General features: G+C 75.4%; 11 protein-coding genes. All 11 read right to left on the bottom strand.

Annotated features, from left to right (window positions below; all coding sequences use genetic code 11):
* Positions 1-360: 360 nt before the first annotated feature.
* On the bottom strand, positions 361-3,792 hold the full coding sequence (locus H1A17_RS24860) for a DUF6519 domain-containing protein (protein ID WP_194823019.1): 3,432 nt from the start codon (positions 3,790-3,792) through the stop codon (positions 361-363).
* Positions 3,789-5,912, bottom strand: coding sequence for a phage tail protein (locus H1A17_RS24855; RefSeq protein ID WP_194823018.1), 2,124 nt, complete (start codon positions 5,910-5,912; stop codon positions 3,789-3,791). The genes H1A17_RS24860 and H1A17_RS24855 overlap by 4 nt, the downstream gene beginning before the upstream one ends.
* A complete protein-coding gene (locus tag H1A17_RS24850; RefSeq protein ID WP_194823017.1) occupies positions 5,909-8,365 on the bottom strand; it encodes a putative baseplate assembly protein in 2,457 nt (818 codons plus the stop codon). Before H1A17_RS24850 ends, H1A17_RS24855 begins: the two co-directional genes overlap by 4 nt.
* Positions 8,362-10,740: a baseplate J/gp47 family protein gene (locus H1A17_RS24845; RefSeq protein ID WP_194823016.1), complete on the bottom strand. Its 2,379-nt coding sequence runs from the start codon at positions 10,738-10,740 to the stop codon at positions 8,362-8,364. The genes H1A17_RS24850 and H1A17_RS24845 overlap by 4 nt, the downstream gene beginning before the upstream one ends.
* Entirely contained in the window at positions 10,737-11,099 is a 363-nt protein-coding gene (locus H1A17_RS24840) for a GPW/gp25 family protein (protein WP_194823015.1), read from the bottom strand. The genes H1A17_RS24845 and H1A17_RS24840 overlap by 4 nt, the downstream gene beginning before the upstream one ends.
* Positions 11,096-11,440, bottom strand: coding sequence for a hypothetical protein (locus H1A17_RS24835; RefSeq protein ID WP_194823014.1), 345 nt, complete (start codon positions 11,438-11,440; stop codon positions 11,096-11,098). The genes H1A17_RS24840 and H1A17_RS24835 overlap by 4 nt, the downstream gene beginning before the upstream one ends.
* Positions 11,440-11,946, bottom strand: a complete 507-nt coding sequence (locus H1A17_RS24830; RefSeq protein ID WP_145920141.1) for a phage baseplate assembly protein V — start codon at positions 11,944-11,946, stop codon at positions 11,440-11,442. Before H1A17_RS24830 ends, H1A17_RS24835 begins: the two co-directional genes overlap by 1 nt.
* Complete coding sequence (locus H1A17_RS24825; RefSeq protein ID WP_194823013.1) at positions 11,943-13,094, bottom strand: hypothetical protein; 1,152 nt, start codon at positions 13,092-13,094, stop codon at positions 11,943-11,945. The genes H1A17_RS24830 and H1A17_RS24825 overlap by 4 nt, the downstream gene beginning before the upstream one ends.
* Positions 13,087-13,509, bottom strand: coding sequence for a hypothetical protein (locus H1A17_RS24820; RefSeq protein WP_228544175.1), 423 nt, complete (start codon positions 13,507-13,509; stop codon positions 13,087-13,089). The genes H1A17_RS24825 and H1A17_RS24820 overlap by 8 nt, the downstream gene beginning before the upstream one ends.
* A complete protein-coding gene (locus tag H1A17_RS24815) occupies positions 13,506-14,150 on the bottom strand; it encodes a hypothetical protein (protein WP_088645885.1) in 645 nt (214 codons plus the stop codon). The genes H1A17_RS24820 and H1A17_RS24815 overlap by 4 nt, the downstream gene beginning before the upstream one ends.
* A partial coding sequence (locus tag H1A17_RS24810; RefSeq protein WP_228544174.1) for a hypothetical protein occupies positions 14,147-20,518 on the bottom strand: 6,372 nt, incomplete at its 5' end. The genes H1A17_RS24810 and H1A17_RS24815, both read right to left, overlap by 4 nt.

Genomic DNA, 20,518 nt, shown 5'->3' with positions numbered 1-20,518 from the left:
TGACCGGGTGTGACGAAACAATTGTCAGGCAGGAGCGGTTTGTCCCGCCGATCCTTTTATGTGCGACGAAACGGCGCGGATTTAACGGTCGCGTCACCGTTCATAAACCTGGTTGTGGTCACGGCGGACGCCACCCGGGTGCGCGACGGCCGACCCGGCCCGCTGCCCCCGGCCGGCGGCGCGGTCGCCGGGGCACAGGTGACGAACGGGGCGGGCCCGAAGGCCCGCCCCGCCGCTTGTTGGCGACTGCCAGGGGATTTGAACCCCTAGACCACATCTGCGATCCGCAACCGCGCTAAGTGGCAGTCACCATGAGCGTAGGCCCGCGTGCCGGGCCGACGCAGTCGCCCTTGTGACAGCTCAACTGACGTTGCCGGTGCTGCGCGCACCCCCACCCACCTGGATGGCGCCGTTGAGCGAGACGTTGTCGGTGACCGACCACAGCCGCTTGGCCGGTGCCCCCGACCAGGACGGGTTGCACAGGATCGCCGGCTCGCAGTTCTGCACCAGGTTGTCGCGGATCGCCATGATCGGGCCGCCCGCGGCGAAGGCCCAGATGCCGACGCCGGTCCCGGCGGCCACCGAGATCCGGTTGTCCGAGACGAACACGTTGCGGATGCTGCCGATCTTGATGCCCCGGATCGTGCTCGCGTTGCGCCACCACGCCGCGTAGAGGTGGATGTCGTTGCCGGTGACCCGGATCGTGCGGGCCTGGATCGGCGGTCCCTTGTGGTACGACACACCGATGTGCACGCCCTCGGCGATCTGGTCGATGCGGCAGTCGGAGACCTCGACGTCGCCGACGGCCGTGCCACCGCCGATCACCACCGCGCAGGCCCCCACCGACACCTCCGCCGCCGCGGTCAGCTCCTGCCGGTAGCCGCCGGCGTACTTCTCGCCGAAGGCGGGCTCCAGCAGGATCCGGTCGGCGACACCCCGCAGGTGCCGGGCCGCCGCCGACGGGGTCTGCACCGGACGCGACGGGGGCGACGCCGCCACCGCCGCCTCCCAGGCGCCCTGACTCAACGCCGAGTCGAACCGCAGGCTCGCCCCCGGCACGGGCAGCGCCACCTCACGGCGGTCCCGGGCGATGTCGTCGGCCTCCCGCACGTCGATGCCCTCACCGACCAGGTAGTCCCGCAGCGTCTTGCGACCCTCGTCGGTGTCGAAGATCCGCCCGGCGTTCTGCCCGAGCCGCCCCTTGAGCGAGGCGAGCTGCCGCTTGTACGAGGGCAGCTGGGCCGGGTCCTCGGTGGCGGCGTCCGCCAGCCGCAGCACGTACGCTCCGGCGCCCTGCGCGGTACGCAACTCCTCGGCGGTCGGCGGGCGCAACGTGGACAGGGTCTTCCACTCACTCAGCGGGACCATCGAGTTCATCCGGACACCCCACCGACCGACCCGCAACGCCGTGTTCCACTCGCCCGTCTCCAGCCGGTCGTCCCGGTCCAGGGCGAGCCGGCCCACCAGCTGGGCGGCGAGCTGACTGCGGAACTTCTCGTCCTTGACCAGCTCGGCCAGGGTCAGCGAGGCCGGCCGGGGCGGGCAGGAGAACCGGCACCGGGTGACCACGGCGTGGTCCGGGTTTACCAGCAGCACCCCCTGCTGGCCGTGACCGACGAGGAAGTCCGAGTCGAGCACCCGGACCTTCCCCGGCGGGGTGCCCTGGTCGTTGCGGACGGTCAGGCAGGTGCTCCGCGGCGACGCGCCGGCCACCCCGGTCAGCTGGCACTGGTCGATCGTCACCTCGGCGCAGTTGATCGCCGAGACCGGCCCGAGCCGCCCCTGCACGTCGGCCGGGCCGGGGGTCTCCACCGCCAGCTGCGCCACCGACACGGTGCCGCAGTTGACGAACATCAGCGCGTACTCCTGGCCCTGCACCCGGATGCGGCTGGCCGGCCCGCTGCCCAGCACCCGGATGTTGGCCCGGCCGGTGAAGGTGACCGGCACGGTGCTGGTGTAGAGGCCGGGGGCGAAGCAGATCAGCACGTCCCCGGCGGGCAGCGTGTTGAGCGCCTGCACCCAGTCGATGCCGGGCCGGATGGTGATCGTCGCCCAGCCACCGGTGGCGGACGCGGCGAGCTGGTTGATGGCGGCCTGCACGGTGGTCGCCCCGGCCAGCGACGGCCGCCCGGTCGGGTCGTACGACACCCGGTCGGCGCGCGACAGCGCGCCGGTGAAGGTCACCGGCAGGTGGACCGGCTGGCCGGCCTCGTCGAGGAGTTGGGCGGTGACCTCCTGGGTGGCGGCGGCCGAGTCGAGTTGCCAGGCGCACCGGGCCCGCCCGTCGGTGCCGGTCTCCACGGTGACGGTGACGGCGGTGACCGCCCCGGCGGTGAGCCGGCCCGCCCCGCCGGTGACGGTGAACCGGACCCGGGCCTTGGCGACCGGCTGGCCGCCCATGGCCACCCCGGTGACCAGGTCGTGCCCCAGCGGCACCAGGGTCGCCGGGTTGCCCGGCACCGGCACCGCCTCCTGGCCGTCCCCGCCGAGCAGGCTCAGGGTGGCCTGCCCGGTCAGCGGGGCGAACACCGGCCGGCAGTCGCGCAGCACACTCCACTGGCTGCCGTCCCAGCTCACGACGCCGATCCGGCCGTGCGCCCGGCGCGGCCCGTGCGGGGTCTGCGCGACGGGCGTGGTGCCGACCCGGGGCCACTGCACGTCGTGCACCGCCGAGCGGGCGGGGAACGACCACCAGTCGCCGGTGCGGAAGCTGCCCACCGCCGAGAACCGGATCTTGATGCCGAGTTCCAGGTCCAGTTCGCCGCCGCCGGCCGGCACGGTGCCCCGGCCGTCCCAGCGGCGGACCCGGGGCCGGGACGGGAAGTCGGCCCGGTCGAGGCTGCCGGTGGCGGTGCCCGGCCGGATCACGATCCGGTCCCCCTCCACCCGGTCGACCTGCACCAGCGTGCCCGGCAGGGCGTTCTGCTCCCGGCCGTCGTCGGTCAGCTCCACCCAGGAGCCGTTGGTGAAGCCGGCGCTGCCGTCCCGGCCGGGCACCTTCACGGTCAGCACGTCCACGTCGATGCTCTCCCAGGTCGCCACCGTGGCGGCGTTGTCCCGGGACCAGACGTAACCGGCCGTGCCGGGCGCCCCGCCGGTGAGGATCTCCACCCGGTAGAACTGGTTGTCCAACCCGGTGTACGGCGACCCGGTCGGGATCACGCAGTCACCGCCGGAGCTGCCCGTCGGATCGGCGCGGACCGCGAGGGTGCCGGTCGAGGCGGCGGTCAGCTCCGCCCAACCGGGCGGGGTGTCCGCGCAGCCGACCGGGGTGTTCGGCGGCCCGGCCTGCAACAGCCGCACCTGCCACACGGTCCGCAGCCGGGTGGTGGTGTCCGGCCCGCCGAGGGCCACCTCCCGCAGCGCCGGATCCTCGATCGCCGTCACGTGCTGCGACCACACCTGGAGCCACGCCGCGTAGACCCCCGGCGGCACCGGGGCGCCGGCGGCCAGCCAGGTGCCGTCGAGCCTACGGACGAACGGCCCGGCAGCCGGCAGGTCCGGCTGGGCGAACACGGAGACCGGGGTGTCGTTCTCGCAGAGCACCCCGTCGAGGTAGTAGCGGCCGGCCGACAGCTTCAGGTCGGCCCCGCCGGTCAACCCGAACGCCGCGCCGACCAGCGGCGCGCCCGCCGCGCCGACCACGTCGGTCAGCGCGGTGGCCCGCAGGTGCGCCTGGATGTCCTGCTGTTCGTTCCAGTCCGCGTCCAGGTCGACCCGGCCCTGCTGCTTGCGGACGCTCGTCGCGTGCCGCCGCTGGTCGAACGTGACGCGGCTGATGTCGCCCTTCATGGTGTGGTTCCTCCGGTCGGCAGGACGGGCAGGGCAGCGGCCACCCGCCCCAGCGGCAGGTACTCCGCCAGCGCGAGGGTGAGGTTGTGCAGACGTTGCGGGGTCACGGCACGACGGAACGCCCCCAGCTCGGCCCCGGACTCCGCACCGGTACGCAGCTCCAGCGCGGCGGTGGCGGCCAGCCGGCCGTAGGTGGCGTCGCCGTAGCGGGTGCTCGCCCACGCCGGCCCGACCCGGGTGGCCACGTCCGGGTCGTCGGGGTGGGCCTGCTGGGCGAGGTCCGGCTGGCAGCGGTAGCGGCGCGGGGTGACCGAGCCGGGCCGCAGGTAGCTGAACCGGACGTACCCCTGCTGCCGGCGGGCCACCGTCACCGGCTGGTCGAACAGGCAGTCCGTGGCGGTCAGCACCCGCGCCGTGGTGGCGCCCAGCACCGTCACCCCGGTCAGCTCCGCCGCCGCGTCCCCGGCGGCCACCGTGCCGTGCACCAGCGAGTCGGTCACGGTCAGCGGGCCGTCGGTGGTGGTCAGCGCTCCGGTCACGCAGCGGTGTACCACCACCCGGGTCCGGTCGTTGCCGGCGGTGACGCTGAGCCCGGTCGCCGCCGGCCCGAGGGTGCAGTGCCGCAGCTCGACCAGGCCCAGGCCCGGCCCACCCCCGGCGGGCGCGGTGACGGTCACCGCCCCGGCGACCAGCAGTCCGTCGACGACCAGCTCACCCGGGCGGTCCCCGACGCCGACCCCGGTGACCGCCAACGCGCCCAGCAGGCAGGGCCGCACCCCGACCGGGTCGAGGTCGCCCTGCCGGCGGGGCCGGTCCGGCGGCCGGGGCCACTGCGCGGCCAGCACGCTCAACCGGCTGCCCTGCCCCACCCGCACCGACAGGTTCTCCCGGTAGCGGTGGCTGTCCAGCACCACGATCCGGCCGGTGCTGCCCGGGTGCGCGGCCTGGAAGTCGTGCCAGGCGGTCACCGCCTCACCCAGCGAGGCGACCACCTCCCCGGCCTGCGGCGGCTCGGTCACGCTCACCGCGAGCTGCCAGTCCACCGGCCCGTCCGCCGCCCCCAGGTCACCCCGGCGCGGGTACGGGCCGGCACCGACGTCGGCGCTGAACGCGTACCACCAGGAGACCGCGAGGCGGTGCACCGGCCGGCCGGCGGCGACCGTGATCCGGCCGCGCACCGGGTCGACCCGCACCACGCTGCCGGTCGGCAGCTCCCAGCCGGCCAGGTCGCAGATCCGCAGCAGGTCCAGCGGCACCGGGCGCAGCTCGTCGGCCGGGGTGGGCTGGATCCACACCACGAACGACGGGTCGTCGTCGCGGAACCAGCGCCGCTGCTCCGCCGACGGCGGGCTGTCCGAGGCCAGCGCCGCCAACTCGTCGCGCAGCGGCCGACGGCGCAGCGGACCGGGCACGTTCGCCTCGTCGGCCCGGTGGTCGATGTCCGGCTCGGTCACCGTCGGCCCGGTCAACTGCCGGCCCACCCCCACCGGGTCGATCCACCACCGGCCGTCCGACGGCGTCACGACCGGCGCGGCCGTCGCCCGGTCCAGCCGGTACGACGGCAGCGGCCACACGTACAGGCCGATGTGGCCGATGTTGGGGCGGCCGGTCCCGGTGTCCATCGCCCGCACGTCCACCGTCCGGCAGACCGTCTCGAACGGCCCGCCGACCAGCTCCAACGGTGCGGCGTCCCGGATCGACGCGGTGGCCGGCGCATCCCGGACGTGGTTGACGTGCTGGGTGGCGACCAGCCGTTCGAAGAACTCGACGACGGCGGCGCTCCAGCCGGTGTTGGCCCGGGTCAGCTCCTCCAGGGCGGCGGCGGTGCCCTTGCGCCGGCGGAACCGGATCGTGTCGGCGACCCGGGCCCGGTCGGACAGCCCGCCGCCGTCGGCCAGCGGATGCAGCTGACCCGCCCCCACCAGCTCACCGAGATAGGGCACCACCCACTCGGCGCAGGTCTCCACGAACCAGTCGTCGGTGAGCTGGTCGATGTCGGCGTCGAGCGCGGCGGCCTGGCCGGCCAGCACCTCCACCAGGGCGCGCAGCATCCCGCCGGCGGCCTCGTCCCGGCTGCGCAGGGCGGCCGGTAGCAGGCCCCAGATCTCCTCGACCCTCACGATGCCTCCAGCAGGGTGACGTCACCGGCGTCCACGGTGAGCAGATCGGCGGGTAGCAGCACGTCACCGACCCGACGGGCCGGCGCTGCGGTGATCACGTCGAGCCGGGCCGGTGCCTGCCCGGCGTCGTACAGCAGCTCCAGCACGACCGCCGCGACGCCGGGCACCCGGTGCAGCAGCGCCTGCACCTCGCTGGCGCGTACCGGTTGCGCGTAGTCGCGGGCATCGAAGTTGAACCCGGTGACCAGCGCCGCGCGGGCGGCGGCCGAGACCGCCGCGAACCGGTACCCGGGGGTGAGCAGCAGCCGCGCGGTCACCGCCACCCGACGCCGGTGGTGACCGAGGATGCGCACCGGCACCGACGCCTGGCGGGCGGCGTCCAGCGCCCGCAGCAGGTCGGCGCGGACCGGCGCGTCCGGCGGGATCTCCGCCCCGTCCGGGCCGGCGACGGTGAGCAGGACGAGCTGCCGGGCGTCGTCCCAGACCAGGTCCGCGCGGGCCTTGCCGATCCCGGCGAAGGCGCGGGTGAAGTCGGCGTGGTCGTCCAGCGAGACGACCCGGCCCAGGGTGCGGACCGCCAGCGGCGCGTTGCGGCGGGCCCGGTCCACCCCCTCCGGGTCGTCGGCCCCGGCGGCCGGCACCGGGTTGCCCACCTCCATCAGGCCCAGCGGCCGGGACAGCGGGATCGTCAACCGGCCCGGCGCGAGGTCGGCCGACCGTCCGACGCCGCTGCGGTAGGTGGCCACCACGTTGTCCCGCCCGGTGGGCAGCCGCGCCCCGGTCAGGCCGTCGCCGAAGGTGACCGTCACGACGCCGTCGTCGGCCCGGCGCACGGTGTAGACCCGGGCGGTGGGGGCCTGCCCGAGCAGGGCCGGCACCTCCTGCCAGCGCACCCCGTCGACCCAGACCGCGAGGGTGGTACGGGAGCCGCTCGCGGTCGCCGCCGGCACGTGGGTCAACGGCGCGTGCCGCAGCGTGAACCGGGGGAACGCCTGCCGCGCGTCGCCGCTGCCCAGCACCTCGGCCCGGCTCTCCCCGTGGGTCGCCGGTGTCACGTTGCCCAGCACCCGGACGCTGTCCCGCCGGTAGCGTCGGGTCACGGTCGCGGTCAGGTCCACCGTGGTCGCGTCCCGCACCCGCAGCACCGTCACCACCTCGCCGACCGGCCCGCCGTCCGGGTCGACGCCGGTGAGCACCAGCGGCCGGCCCGGTTCCAGTCCGGGCGTCGGCCGGGCCAGCTCCAGGGTCGCGGTCGCGGCCAGCGGGGCGGTCAGCGGCGGGGCGGTCGTCGGGAGCAGCCGGCTGCCGCCGAGCACGGTGGTGGTCCGCCGGGTGAAGGTGTTCGAGTCGCCGCCGGCCACGGTGACCCGGGTGGTACGGGCGGCGATGCCGAAGTCGGCGACCGGCAGCTCCGCCACCGCGTCGACCCGACGCACCTGCGGCACCCCGGCGGTCTCCAACACCAGCCACGACCCGGCCAGGATCGACGGGTACGACTGGTCCAGGTGCAGCGCCCGCTCGTCCTTGCCCAGCGGGGCGTCGACCCAGCTGTCCTTGCGGGTGGCGTACGCACCCGGCAGCACCTGGTTGGTGCCCGGGTTCACCTCGCCGACCCGCAACGCCACCGGCAACGCCGACCACGGCTGCGCCTGGTGGCCGAAGAGCGCCGCCCGCTGCGTCAGCAGGTGCACCTGCACCTCCCGTCCCGACTGGCGCAGCTCCGTGCCGAGCGGCTGGGCGGTCACCGCCGCGTCCAACCCGACCACCGTGTACGCCGGCACCAGCGCGCCGCCGTCGGACGCGGCCACCACCGCCGGCAGCACCGCCGTGGCCGAGCGCACCCGGCGCACGTCGTACCAGTCGGGGCCGAGCACCAGCAGCGCGGTGCCCGGGGTGAGCACCGTGTCGGTGCCGGCCAGGTGCAGGGTGTCGTCACCGGGCCGGGGCGCGTGGGGCGCGGTGACCCGCAGCCCCACCGCGTTCAGCTCCGGGCGGGCCAGCAGCGGGGCCACCGTCTCGAAGACCTGCGGCAGCTCGCCGGGGCCGGGCACGCTCTGCGCCTGGCTGCCCACCGGGATCGGCACCCCCTCCGGGGCGCCGGGGGTGGCGGTGACGGTGAACGACAGCCACGTCGTCGCGGCCACCCCGGGGCGCAGCTCGTAGCCGATCGCGCGGGCCAGCATCAGCACCGAACCGCGCTCGGTGGCGGTGCCGAGGAAACCCTCGTTGGCGATCCGCTCCTGGTAGAAGGCGAGCACGTCCAGCGTGCCCGCCCAGGCGTGCAGCAGCGCCACCGCCGGGTCGTCGACCTCCCGGGTGGTCAGCCCGGCCAGCTCCGGCCGGCCGGAGAGCCGGTCGACCAGCTCGGCGGCGAAGTCCGCCTGCCGGCCCAACCGGTACCCGATGGCGGCCCGGCCGGGCGGATTGGGTTCCCGGCCCACTCGTGACGTCACAGTCCACCCACCAGGTCGAGGTGCAGGATGCCGTGCTCCGGCACGCTGGGATCGTTGTCGAGGCGGATCACCTCGGTGTCGCCGGCCCGCAGCACCCGGGCGTCCAGTTCCCCGCCGGCGGCCACCCCCACCGGGTGCAGCTCGGTCACCCGCACGTCGGTGACCCCGGGGACGGTGACCGCGGCGGCCAGCAGTTGACTGACGTACAGCGGGGTGCCGAAGCTGAACCGGTCGGGGTGGAAGAACCCGCGCGCCCCGCCCGGCAGGTCCCGGGCGGAGAAGAGGTCCAGCAGGGCCCGGCGCACGTCGGAGCGGAACGCCCCCGGGGTGACGCACACCCACAGCCGCAGCTCCACCGGCAGGTCCACCGGGTCGCGCAGTTGCAGGTCGTAGCCGGCGACCCGGAACCGGTCGAGCCGCCCGGCCAGCCGGCGGGCCAGCTCCGGTTCGTCGGTGAGCCGCTGCCCGCCGGTCAGGTCGAGGGTGAGGAACACCGTCCACCAGGAGCCGGTCCAGCGGACCCGGGCGGTGGCGTTGGCCACCTCGGGCAGCCGTCGCGCCGCCGCCACCCAGTCGGCGGTGGTGACCGCCCGTTCCTGGGTGGCGAAGGCGACCGGGGCGTGCTGCCGGGCGTGCTCGACGTCCTCCGGGTCGGTGCCGCCGACGGCGGGCAGCGGATTGGTCGCGGCGAGCAGCCCGACCCGGTCGGTGACCAGGGTGGTCAGCGCGTCGTGGCCGAGGTTGCCGGCCGCGCCGCCGCCGCGCCACCAGGCGACCTGGAAGACCGTGCCGGCCGGCGGCCGCCGTCCCGACACGTCGTCGCCGAAGCGCAGGCTCACCCGGCCGTCGCGTTCCCGTTCCGGGACGAAACCCTGGTCGAAGCGGTCGGCGCTGAGCAGGTCCCGGCGGGGCCGCCAACTGCCCTCGGCGGTCTCCAACCGGATCAGCGGCACCGCGGCGCGCGGGTCCTGGTCGAGGGCCTGGCTGGCCGGGGTGTCGGTGGTGAACGGCACCGCCGCGGCGACCGGTTCGTCGGTCAGCACCGGCCGCCACCGGTGCTCGGCGGCCGGCGGGAGCTGCCCGGACACCGCGCTGGCGTGCTGGACGGCCACCAGGTTGGCGCGGGCCACCGCACAGGTCACCAGGTGGTCGGTGCCCGTGCCGGCGACGGAGGCGGTGACGGTCAGCGGGAACGCCAGCCGGTCGGCGGCGCTCCATCCGACCTCCAGCACGGCCACCCCGGTCACCGGGTCGGTGGTGGGGCGTACCGACACCAGGCGGACCACCTGCCGGTGGGTGGGGTCGGCGTCGGCGCGTCGACCCGTGTGCGGGGAGAGCACCTCCTCCAGCAGCAGCAGGTCACCGGCGGCCAGGCCGGTGGCGGGCAGGTCGACCAGGGTGGCCCGGGTCGCCCCGGCGGGCAGGCCGCAGTCCCGGCCGCCCCACACGTACAGGGCGATCTCGTTGCGGGCGGCCCGGGGGGCGAGCGGGGTCAACGTCTCGAAACCGGTCGCACCGCCGGCCAGCAGCGCCGCCGCGTCGGCGGGCCGTACCGCCGGGGTGGCCCGGTCGGCGGCCAGCACCGGCGTCCCGGCGGGCAGGCCCCGGCTCTCCACGTCCGATCCGGCGGCCACCCGCACGCTGAGCCAGGCGCGGGCCGCGCAGCCGTCGTGCACCGCGTAGTCCAGCAGCCGGGCGTGCCGGCGTACCGAGATCCGGCTGCGGGCGGTGCCCAGGTAGGCCTCGGTGCCGGCGGCGTCCTGCCGGTAGGACAGCCGGTCGGCCACGTGGGCCAACGCCTCCACCACCGTGACCAGCGGGTCGGCCGGGTGCCGGTCGACGCCGCCGGGCAGGGCGGCGAGCCGGTCGAGCATCAGCCGCCGGAACCCGGCGTAGTCCCTGGCCAGGTAGTCGGCCGGCGCGGTGGTCGCCGGCGGTGGCGGCACCGGCGGGGCGGCCGGCGCCGGGTCCAGGTCGCTGGGGCAGTTGGCCTTGAACGAGAAACCCTGCGCCGACAGCACCGGGTCGAAGCCGGGCGGCACCCGGTCGTCCACCGCCGAGCGCACCAACCGCAGGGTGTACGGGGAGAAGTCACCGGCCCGGTCCACCCGGACGGTCAGCTCCGCCCCGGCGGCGGCGACGCTGAGCACCCGCACGCCGGTGATCCGGACCCCGCCGTCGACCACCACGTTCCCCACCGTCAGCGGCGCACCGGCGGGCACCCCGCCGGTCTGGCCGGGCAGCGGGTGCAGGAAACCGACGTGCAGCAGCCGCTGGTCGGCGGCGTCCACCTCGACCCAGTCGATGCCGTTGAACGCGCTGCCCGGCCGGGCCACCTCGGCCCGCCGCTCGTCGTCGTCGCAGCGCACGCTCATCCCGCACCCCTCTCCACCGACACCTGCGCCGGTCGGCCGGTGGCCCGCAGCCGGTACTCGACGTGCACCCGCACCGCCGCCTCGGCCAGGTCGACCCGGACGTCGTCCACCTCGATCAGTTCGCCGAGCCAGCGCTGCAACGCGCTGCGGGCCTGCAACTCGGCGGTGCCCACCACCGCGTCGTCGACCGGGGCGAACAGCAGCTGGCCGAGACCGGCGCCGAAGTCGGGCCGGTTCACCCGCTCCCCGGGCGCGGTGAACAGCACCGCCTCCACCAGGTCGGCGACGTGCCGGTCCGGGCCGGCCAGGCCGGAGCGGCCCCGGTTGTCCGGCCGCCACGGAAACGCCGGGTACGTCATGACGCCACCGCCCGGACCTGCACGCCGGCCACCGTCGGCGGCCCCTGCGGGATGCCCTCCGCGCTGACCCCGAGCCCGACACTGGTGCCGAGCACCGGCGGCTGCCCGTTGACCAGCACCCGGGCCGCCGGGGTGGTCCACTGGAGCTGGACGCAGGGCTGCGGTTTCGTGCCCGCGCCCACCGGCACCTGGAGGGTGCACCCGGTGACCGGGTACGCGTCGGTGGCGGTGACCACCGGCAGGCCGTTGACCAGCACCCGCGCGTTGCCGGTCTGCGGGGTGACCGGACCGGTGTGCGGGCAGGTCAGCACGGCGCCGACGTGCAGCAACGGGCCGGGCATCAGGTCACCGTCAACGCGGTCTGGTTGACCGCGACGGTCGGCCCGACCAGGGTCACCGAGGCACCCTTGCCGTTGGAGATGATGATCCCGGTGTCGTTGATCGAGATCATCGCCCCGGTCAGCGTCTTGAGCAGGATGCCGCCGGTCGGGCCGGGAGCATCGGAGATCATCAGGGTGGCCTGGCCGGGGGTCTGCAACACGATCGGCGGGGTGGGCGGCGGGGCCGACGACACCAGCGCCGGGATCTCCGCCTTCGAGCCGTACCAGCAGCCCGTCCAGATCGGATGGTCGGCGTCGCCCTGCTCGAACTCCACCCACACCCCGGTGCCCGGCAACGGCACGGCGAACATGCCCGCCTGGATGCCGGCCAGCGGGAAGCAGGGCATCGCCCAGCTCGACGGGGGGAGCGTGACGTCCGGGACGGTCACCTGGATGCGGCCCTGCTGCAACGGATCGAGGTGGTTGACCACCGTGCCGCGATACTTGCCGTAATACCTCGTCGTCATGGCTGTGCCCTTCCGGAGATGGAGACCTGGGCGTTGCGGCCGAGGGTGAAGCGCTGCTTGACCTCGCCCGCCTTGACCGTGGTGGTCACGCTGCGCACCACGTACTCGCCGTCGTAGGCGCGGCCCGCCCCGCGCACCCCGACCAGCCGGCGGCAGCGCAGCAGCCGGCCGTAGCGCAGCACGTCCAGCGAACCGGACCCGGTGATCACGTTCGCCGACTGGGCGGCCCGGGCCAGGCCCCGGGCGAGGGTCTGCACGACGTCCATCCGGGCGGTGGCGTCGTCGGTGCCGTCGGGGTTGGACCGCCCGACGTTCATCCGCCGGTACGACAGCGGAATCGGGATCTTGCGGCCCAGCGGCGGGTTGAGCGGGCTGACGTCCGGCACCGGCAGCGGAATCGGCACCCGTACCTGCTCGGGGAACGCGGTGAGCAGGTAGACGGTCTTCTGCACCCCGTCGAAGGAGAACGACAACGACTCCACGTTCGCGCCCGCGTCGGCGTTGACCGTCAACGCCGGCTGCGGCTGGCCGGCGCGCACCTCCGGCCCCCAGTAGGCGGTGTTCATCCCCGGGGTGGGCCCCGGTTCCACATAGAACGTGTAGCCCACCTCGTCGGCGAGCTGCGACACGTACGCGAAGGTGGTGCCGCGCACGGCGGGAATCCGCTGCACCGGGTTCGGCGCGAACACCAGCACGCTGGGCACCACCATCGGCGCCACCCCGTACGCGGCGAACGGGGCGAGCAGGGTCAGCACCCGGGCCTCCGCCGGCATCGGCATCGGCAGGTCCGACAGGTCGATCAGGTCCATCATCTGGCTGACGTCCACCCCGGTGAGGGTGAGCGTCGACGCGCCCGCGTCGTTGCTGCGGGCCACGTCGTGCCGGGTCACCACCCCGTCGGAGAGCACCTGCGGCCGACCGTCGACGTGCAGCACCAGCAGCACCCGGGTCGGCGGGTCGAGGCTGCCGTCGGCGAGCATCCGCTCCACCAGCGACCCCCGGCCCAGCGCGAGACGCAGCTGGAACCCCGAGCGTTGCCCGGCGTTCTGGGTGACCTGCGCCTCCTGCACCGCCGCCACCAGCTCCATCGGGGCCGGTCGGAAGGTCAGCGGCCCGATCAGCACCTGCAACCGCACCCCGCTAGGCATCGAGGCTCCCCGGGAACCCCTCGGGCAGGGCCACCCGGACCACCTGGCCGGGACGGGTCAGCTCCGCCGGGTCGAACACCCCGTTGGCGTCGCAGAGCTGCCAGAACGCGGTGGGGTCGCCGACCGTACGGGCGGCCAGCAGGTCGACCCGGTCACCGTCGGCGACCGGTTCCCAGCCGGCGGTGGCGAGCCGCTCGGCGGGCGGCACGAACCGGCGACGCAGGTGCACGATCTCCTGGCCGGTCTCCGGGTCGACGGTGACCGTGGTGCCCACGGCGGCGTACCGGCTGTCCGGCGAGAGGGCCCCCGGCGTCGGCTGGCCGACGCCACCCGCGCCGGTGGCGGCGAAGAGGGTCTCCGCGACCCGGCTCTGCGCGGCCACCAGGGCCGGATCGGTGTCGGTCGGGTCGCTCATGGCAGCCGGTCGATGCCGAGGTCGGCCAGCCGCCCGCCGCGCGCCCGGCCGGCGAGCTGTTCGAGCTGCTGGTGGGCGGCCATGGCCAGGCCGCCGGCCCGGCCGTCGGTGCCCACGTCGTTGACGGTCAGCACCCGCAGACCCAGCCGGATCTTGGCGCGGATCGGGTTCAGCATCGGGTCGAACGCCTCCTCGGTGATGGTCAACTCGGTGATCCGTACCGGCCAGAGCCGGCGTCGTCCGAACGCCAGCAGCACCAGCGGCGCCGGTGGCGGCACCACCTCCAGGGTGCCGGCGGCCAGCAGCGCCGCCGCGTCCTGCACGGCGGCCAGGCTGGGGTAGGCCAACGACTCCAGCGCGGCGAGCTGCGCGGTCAGCCCCAGCTCCACCGTCTGCGGGTCGGTGAGCTGGTCGGCGGCGTCGAGGTCGGCCTCCAGGGTGAGCGTCTGCACCGGTGGGCCGGTGATCCGCAGCGCCTCGCCCCGGGCCCCACCCTCGGCCCCGGCGGTCTTGAGCTGGAAGCCCCGGGTCAGCGCGTCCGGGTTGTACTGGAGGGTGATCACCCGGCGGCTGCGCCCGCTGTCCGGGTCGAGCACGACCAGACCGGCGCGCAGCAGTCGGGGGCTGAGGGGACTGGTCACGGGGTGCCTCCAGAGGTGGGACGCCGCCAGCGGATCCGCTCCGCCACGGCCCGGGTGATCCGGCCCTGCATCAACAGCGGGTCCAACCCGCTGAAGTCGACGGTGCAGTCGGTCAGGTCGGTGATCCGGATCTGCCCGGTGGACAGGCCGAGCCCGTCGAAGAGCAGGTTCACCCGGGCCACCGTGGCGCTCTGCAACGACACCGGCCGCAGCCGGCCCGGCCGGCCGACGCCACCGGCGGCCCGGCGTACCCCGCCGCCGACGGCGAGGTGCACCAGCGCGTCGGGGGCCAGCACGATCTCGTTGCTGCCGCCCAGCGGCAGGGTGATCTCCCGGGGGTTGTTGACCGACAGGTCCACGTCGACGTTGCCGATCGCCAACCGGCCGGGCGGGCCGGTGGACGGTTCGTCGCTCTGCACGTCGGCGATGGTGTGCAGCAGGTCGTCGCGGGAGGCGGCGGTCGGTCGCAGCAGCCGGTTGAGCCGCACCAGGTGCGCGGTGCGGGCCTGGCTGACCTCGCCGGTGTCGAGCTGCCACCGCAGGACGTCGACGTCGCTGTCCGGCGGGGGAGCGCCCTCCGGCCCGAAGCTGGGCAGGTGCACCCGGTAGACGAGGTCGTCGCCCTCGACCAGGAACCGGCCCGGCGTCCACCACGGCAGCGCGCCGGTGAGCCGGCGGTAGTCGACCGCCCCGTCGCGCAACGCCAGCCGCACCTCCCAGCTCCGCTCGCCCCACAGGAACCCGTCGTGGGTGACGTCGAAGTCGATGTGCCCGTTGAGGCTGTCCAGCACCTCACCGATGCGGTAGGCGTCCAGCACCCGCACCAGGGCGTCCCACTTGCCGGCCAGGGCGGCCCGGCGCTGCGCGCTGGTGGTACGGGCCGGCGGCGGGGCCGGGACCGGGGAGCCGCCGCCCAGCATGGTGGCCAGGTCCAGCACGAACCGGGCGTTGCGGATGTCCAGCGACGGCAGCTCACCCGAGCCGCTGGTCAGGTCGTGGGTGAGGTCGCCGAGCAGCCCCTGCTCGACGAAGATGTACAACCCGAGGCCGCTGTCGGCGAAGGTCAGCCCGGTCACCTCGCCACCGCGTACGGCGATCCGCCGGCCGGGGGCCGCCGTGCCGTCCGGTCCGGCCGGGTCCTGCTCGTAGCCGATCGCGGTGAACCGCAGCCCGTACTCGGGGCGGCCGGCCGGCGCGCCGAGAAACAGCAGTTGCCGGCGCGGATCGGCGGTGACCTGGGCGCTGATCGCGGTCAACGTGGGCTGGGCCAGGTTGAGCCGCAACCCGCCGTGGTCGAGGAAGTCGACGCTCAGCCCACCGGCGGTGAAGTCGGCCGTGCCGCCGGAGAGGAAGGTGCCGATGTCGAAGCCGACCCGGGCCGCCTCGATCGCCCCGATCCGCAGGCCGCCGAGGATACGCATCCCCTCCGCCGTGCGGGTCGCCTCCACCAGGAAGCCGTCCTGCCCGGCGGCAGGTAGTAGCCGCAGCTCGCCGAGGACCGCCTCGATGTCCGGGCTGAGCCGGATCGTGGTGCCGTCGTGCAGGTCCACCAGCAGGCCGCCGGCCCGGGTCTGCTGCACCACCAGCTCCCGCAGCAGCAGCCGGCGGAACCGGCCGCCGGGGGTGCCGGCCGGCCACAGGTCGACCCGGGCCCGCGCGCTGATGCCGAGCAGGCTGAGCGCCCCCGCGCCCGGCGGGATGCGCAGGCCGAGCGCCACGCCCTGCCAGTTCAGCGCGTCCACCGAGATGGTGGCCAGGCTCAGCCCCGGCTGCCCGTCCGGGCCGATCTCGATCCGGTCCGGGCCGATGCTGACCACACCGGTGTCCAGCCCCTGGATGCCGACGTGCTGGTCGTGTTCGCCCGGCCGGGGCCCGACGCCGAGGTGACCCTCGCCGCCGACCACCCGGGCCTGGACCCGGCCGCCCCGACCGAAGGCGAGGGTGATCTGGGCGGCCCACAACGCGCCGTCGACGTGCAGCGCGGCGTCGATCCGGCCGGCGATCTCCACCCGGGTCGCCCCGGTGGTGAGCCGTCCGGCGGTCAGCCCCGCCGCCGCCGACCAGCGCAGGCCGCGCAGGTCCACGTCGAGGATCTCCAGCGGTGGCCGGTCCGGCTCACCGGCCGGGGTCGGTTCGGGCCGGCCGAGGCCGACGTCGAGCACCCCGTCGCGGTAGCGCAGGTCCCGCCCGGTGATCCGGGCGACGTGCAGCCGCTCCACGTGCAGCGCGGCGGTGGCCGGGACGACCCGACCGGCGGCGTCGCGCTGCTCCGGCGTGCTGTCCCAGCGACCGCTGACGGTCAGCCCGTCCAGCACGGTCGCCCCCCGGGAGACGATCCGCCCGTCCCCGGCCCGCCAGTCGATCGCGCCCAGCTCGATCCGGGCCGGGCCGACGTCCTCGAACCGCAGCCCGCCGGCCCGCTCGGTGACCAACCGGCCACCCAGCCCCGCCCGGCGTACGGTGACCGCGCCGTCCGGGGTCCGCAGGGTGGTGTCGGTGAGGGTCAGCCCGTCGAGCTGGATGCGTTGGCTGTCGGTGGGGTCGCTGACGATCCGGCCGGTCACCGGGTCGACCTGGTGCGGCCCGGACCGGACCAGGTCCACGGTGACCGACGCGGCGTTCGGGGCGGTCGGCCGGCCGCCCACGGTGCCGGTGATCGTGGTCGGACCGCCCTGCACCGTGCGGGAGACCACGCTGAACCGCAGCCGGTCGAGCTGCCCGACGGTCAGCCGCCCGCTGTAGGTCAGCTCCGCGCCGGTGAGGTCCACCTCGAGGTCACGCAGCCGCACCCCGACCAGCGCGCCGGAGACCACCTCGACGCTCATCCCCGGCGCCGGATCGGTGACGTCCATGCCGATCCGGTCGGCGTCGATCCGCTCGATGACCAGGTTGCGGACCAGCGCGTTGCGGACCTGCCGGCCGGTGGCGGTCGCGCCGGTGCGGACTCGGACGTCGAGGCTCATCCGACCGATCCGGGTGCTGCCCCGCGCGTAGACGCTGCGGCCGGGGGAGTTCAGCGCCAGCCCGGTCAGTTCGGTCTGCTCCACCACCAGGTCGGGCAGGCGCAGGTCGTCGCCGTCGGGCAGCACCCGCCCGTGGATCGCCTCGCCGGGCGAGCCGTCGGCGCGGGCCGGCGCGGTGAACGCGATCCGCTGGGCCTCCACGCCCGGCCCGGAGAGTCCGGTCACCGCCAGCTCACCCACCCCGAAACCGACGGCGGTCCGGCCGACCGGCAACCCCTGGGCGGCGGCCGGGCCGGCCAGTTCGGCGGGGAGCCGGCCACCGCCGACGGCGTCGAGGTCGGCCCGTACCCGCAGCCGGGACGCCGCGAGCCGTTCCACGGCGGTGGCCCCGGCCCGGACGTCGGTGGCGGTCAGCTCGGCCAGCCGCACCTGCACCCCGAGGGTGGCCGGGTCCAGGGTGACGTCGAGCCCACCGACGGTCAGCCCGCCGACGGTGACCCCGAAGTACCGGCGGGCCCGCTCCCGCAGCAGCTGGAGCTCCTGCTCCTGGGCCCGGGTGCGGTGCCCCGGCAGATAGCGGCCGGCCGGGTCGACCGGCTCGGCGGCCAGCGACTCCAACTCCCGTAGCCGGTCCAGGTCGGTCAGCCAGCCGGTCAGCTCCGCCCGCCGCTGCGCCCAGCGCGGCTCGTCGGGCAGCGCGGCGAGCTGGGCGGTGACGTCGGCGCGGGTGGGCAGGTCACCGGCGGTCAGCCGCAGCGCCGGTGCGCCGGCCGGGCCGGGCAGCAGCCGTACCCCGGTGAGGGTGGCCGACCCGGTGCTGCCCCGGGCCGTCGTCGCGGCGTCGGCCGGGACGCGGTCGCGGCGGAACCGGGTGATCAGCTCGTCGTCGGGCAGGTACTCCCCGGCGCGCGACGGCAGGGACGCCTCGGCGTGGATCGGGTCGATCTCCACCCCGGCGGCCTCGACCCGGCCGGTCAGCCCGGTGACCCGGATGCCACCGACGTCGATCGCCCCGCCGACGGACTGCCGCAGTTGGTCGGAGAGTTCGACCAGTCGGCGGCGTTCGGCCTCGGACAGCGACTCGGCGTGCCAGCGGTGCCGGGCCTCCAACCGGTCCAGTTCCCGCTCCGCCGGCTCCAGCGCGGTGAGCTGGCTGTCGACGGCGCGCAGCCGCTCGTCCAGGGTGGCGCGCCCGGCCCCGGTGGCGGCGTCGCGGCGCAGCCGCAGCGACTCCTGCTCGGCGCGCAGCCGGGCCGGCAGGCTGGTGGCCACCCCGATCAGGGTGCGGCCGACCTCGATCCGGCCGATCTGTTGCAGCCCGGCGAAGGAGAGCCCCTCGGCGGTGGCGCTGGAGAAGCTGACCCGCAGCGAGTGCATCATCTCCACCGCGTCGGTGACCCGCTCGCCGACCGTCCGTGGCGGCCGGAACACCCCGTCGGTGAGCAGCCCGATCGTCGCGTTGGCCAGCGGGGTGAAGATCTCCCCGGCGGTCAGCGAGGTGAACTGCTGGGCCAGGAACGGCGCGCCCGCCGTGTACGGGGCCAGCAACGCGTCGCTGATCTTGGACAGGAACGGCAGCCCGCCGTAGAACGCGATGACGTTGTGCAGCAGGTGGATCAGCGGATCGATGATCGGAATGCCGACCCAGCCGTGCCGGCCCGGCTCGGTCAGGTTCTCCTGACCGGTCGCCCCGGCCCGGAAGGCCAGCGTGGACAGGCCGAACCGGGTCAACCCGAGCAGCCCGCCGGGTAGCCCGTCGCTGGCGTACACCACGTCGGAGACGCTCAACGCGCCCATCCCGGCCTGCGCGCCGACCGGCCGCTCGTAACCCCGGTCGGAGAACGAGGCGACGATGTCCAGGTCGGTCAGGGTGAGCCGGCCGGTGCGCAGCGAACTGCCGGTGAAGGTGCGGTTCACCCCGTCGAGTTCCAGCCGGGGCAGCCTGATCCGCAGCACCCCCTGCCGGGCGTCCAGCGACAGCGACAACCGGTTGGCGCGTTCCCGGTCGGTGTCGCGCAACCGGGCACCGCCCAGGTCGCCGCTGATCCACTGGGCGTCGTGCAGGTCGAACTCGTCGACGGTGACCTCGTCGGTGAACAGGCTCAGCCCGGTGCGGCTGAGGAACAGCAGCTTCAGCCCCACCGCGACGAGCCGGGCCAGGTCACCCACCACCGTCGGCGTGCCGTCGGTGCGCAACGACTCCGGGTCGAATGTGGGCCGCCGGGTGGCGTGGTAGAGCCGCAGCTCCGCCACCAGCGTCGACAGGGCGGGCAGCAGGTCCGCGCGGACCTCCCGGGAACGCAGGAACACCCAGCGGCGGTCGTCCAGCGCGTACGCCTGGATGATCAGCGACCGCAGCTCGGTGACCCGCCCGGCCCGCCAGAGCCGGTCGTCGCGCAGCCGGTCACGCAGTTGGTCGCGGGCCTCCACGCGGCGCGGACCGGAGATCGCGGTGACGGCGAGTGAGGCGCGCATCTGCGGGGTCATCCCGGACTGCATCCGGGCCCACCGGTCCGGGTCCTCGGCGGCCAGCCGGGCCTGGTCGGCCACCGGCAGGCTGCGCACCAGCTGGAACGCCAGCCACGCCTCCCGGGGGTTCACCGCCCAGTCGGTCAGCCCGGTCGCGAGCAGGCCGCGGGCCTGCCGTTGCAGGTGCGCCGGGTCGCGCAGGGCGAGCAGGTCGAGCAGCTCCGCCCGCCACATCTCGTGGGTCAGGTACGCGTCGGGCAGCGCGGCGAGGATGCGGTCCAGGTCGCGTAGCGCGTCCAGCCGGTGCACGGCGGTCCGCAGCGCCTCCCGCCCCCGGGCGTCCGGGCCGGTGGTCGCGCCGGTGGGCCGGTCGTAGCCGATCAGCCGGCGGACCAGCTCGACGGCGTTCACCCCGTCCAGGCCGCCCTGCACGATCCGGTGGATGTCGGCGACGAGCCGGTCGGCGTCGACCTGCCCGGCGCTGCGCCGCCGCCGCTGCAGCGGTTCGGCGAGGGTGCCGACGCCGGTGTAGCCGCCGCCGAGCACGTCGGCGGCGGGGATGTTCTCCTCCAGCCGGTCGAACCAGCTGCCCTGGTCGAGCTGCCGCCACCGGTCCTGGGCGGCCAGCGGCAGGCTGCGCAGCAGCAGGTACGCGAAGCGGGCCTCGTGGTCGCGGATCGCCCAGTCGAACAGCCCGTACGACAGCAGCCCCTCCACCCGGGCCAGGTTCCGGTGCTCCGGGCGGGCGGCGAGGACGACCAGCAGCCGGGGGCCGAGCGGCGCGTCGACCCGCTTCTCCTCCCACGGCAGCTGGTCGAGCAGCGTGTCGAGGTGGCCGCCGTCGTCGAGCTGGCGGACCGCGTACCGCAGCCGGGGACCCGGCTCGGGCGGCCCGGCGGCGGCCGACGCGGCGGTGGCCGGGGTGCCGGCGGTGGG

It is taken from the genome of Micromonospora sp. S-DT3-3-22, assembly GCF_015354745.1.
Taxonomy (GTDB): Bacteria; Actinomycetota; Actinomycetes; order Mycobacteriales; family Micromonosporaceae; genus Micromonospora; species Micromonospora wenchangensis.
The sequence above is the reverse complement of the archived record's forward strand: the minus strand, read 5'-3'. Positions and strand labels throughout refer to the sequence as shown.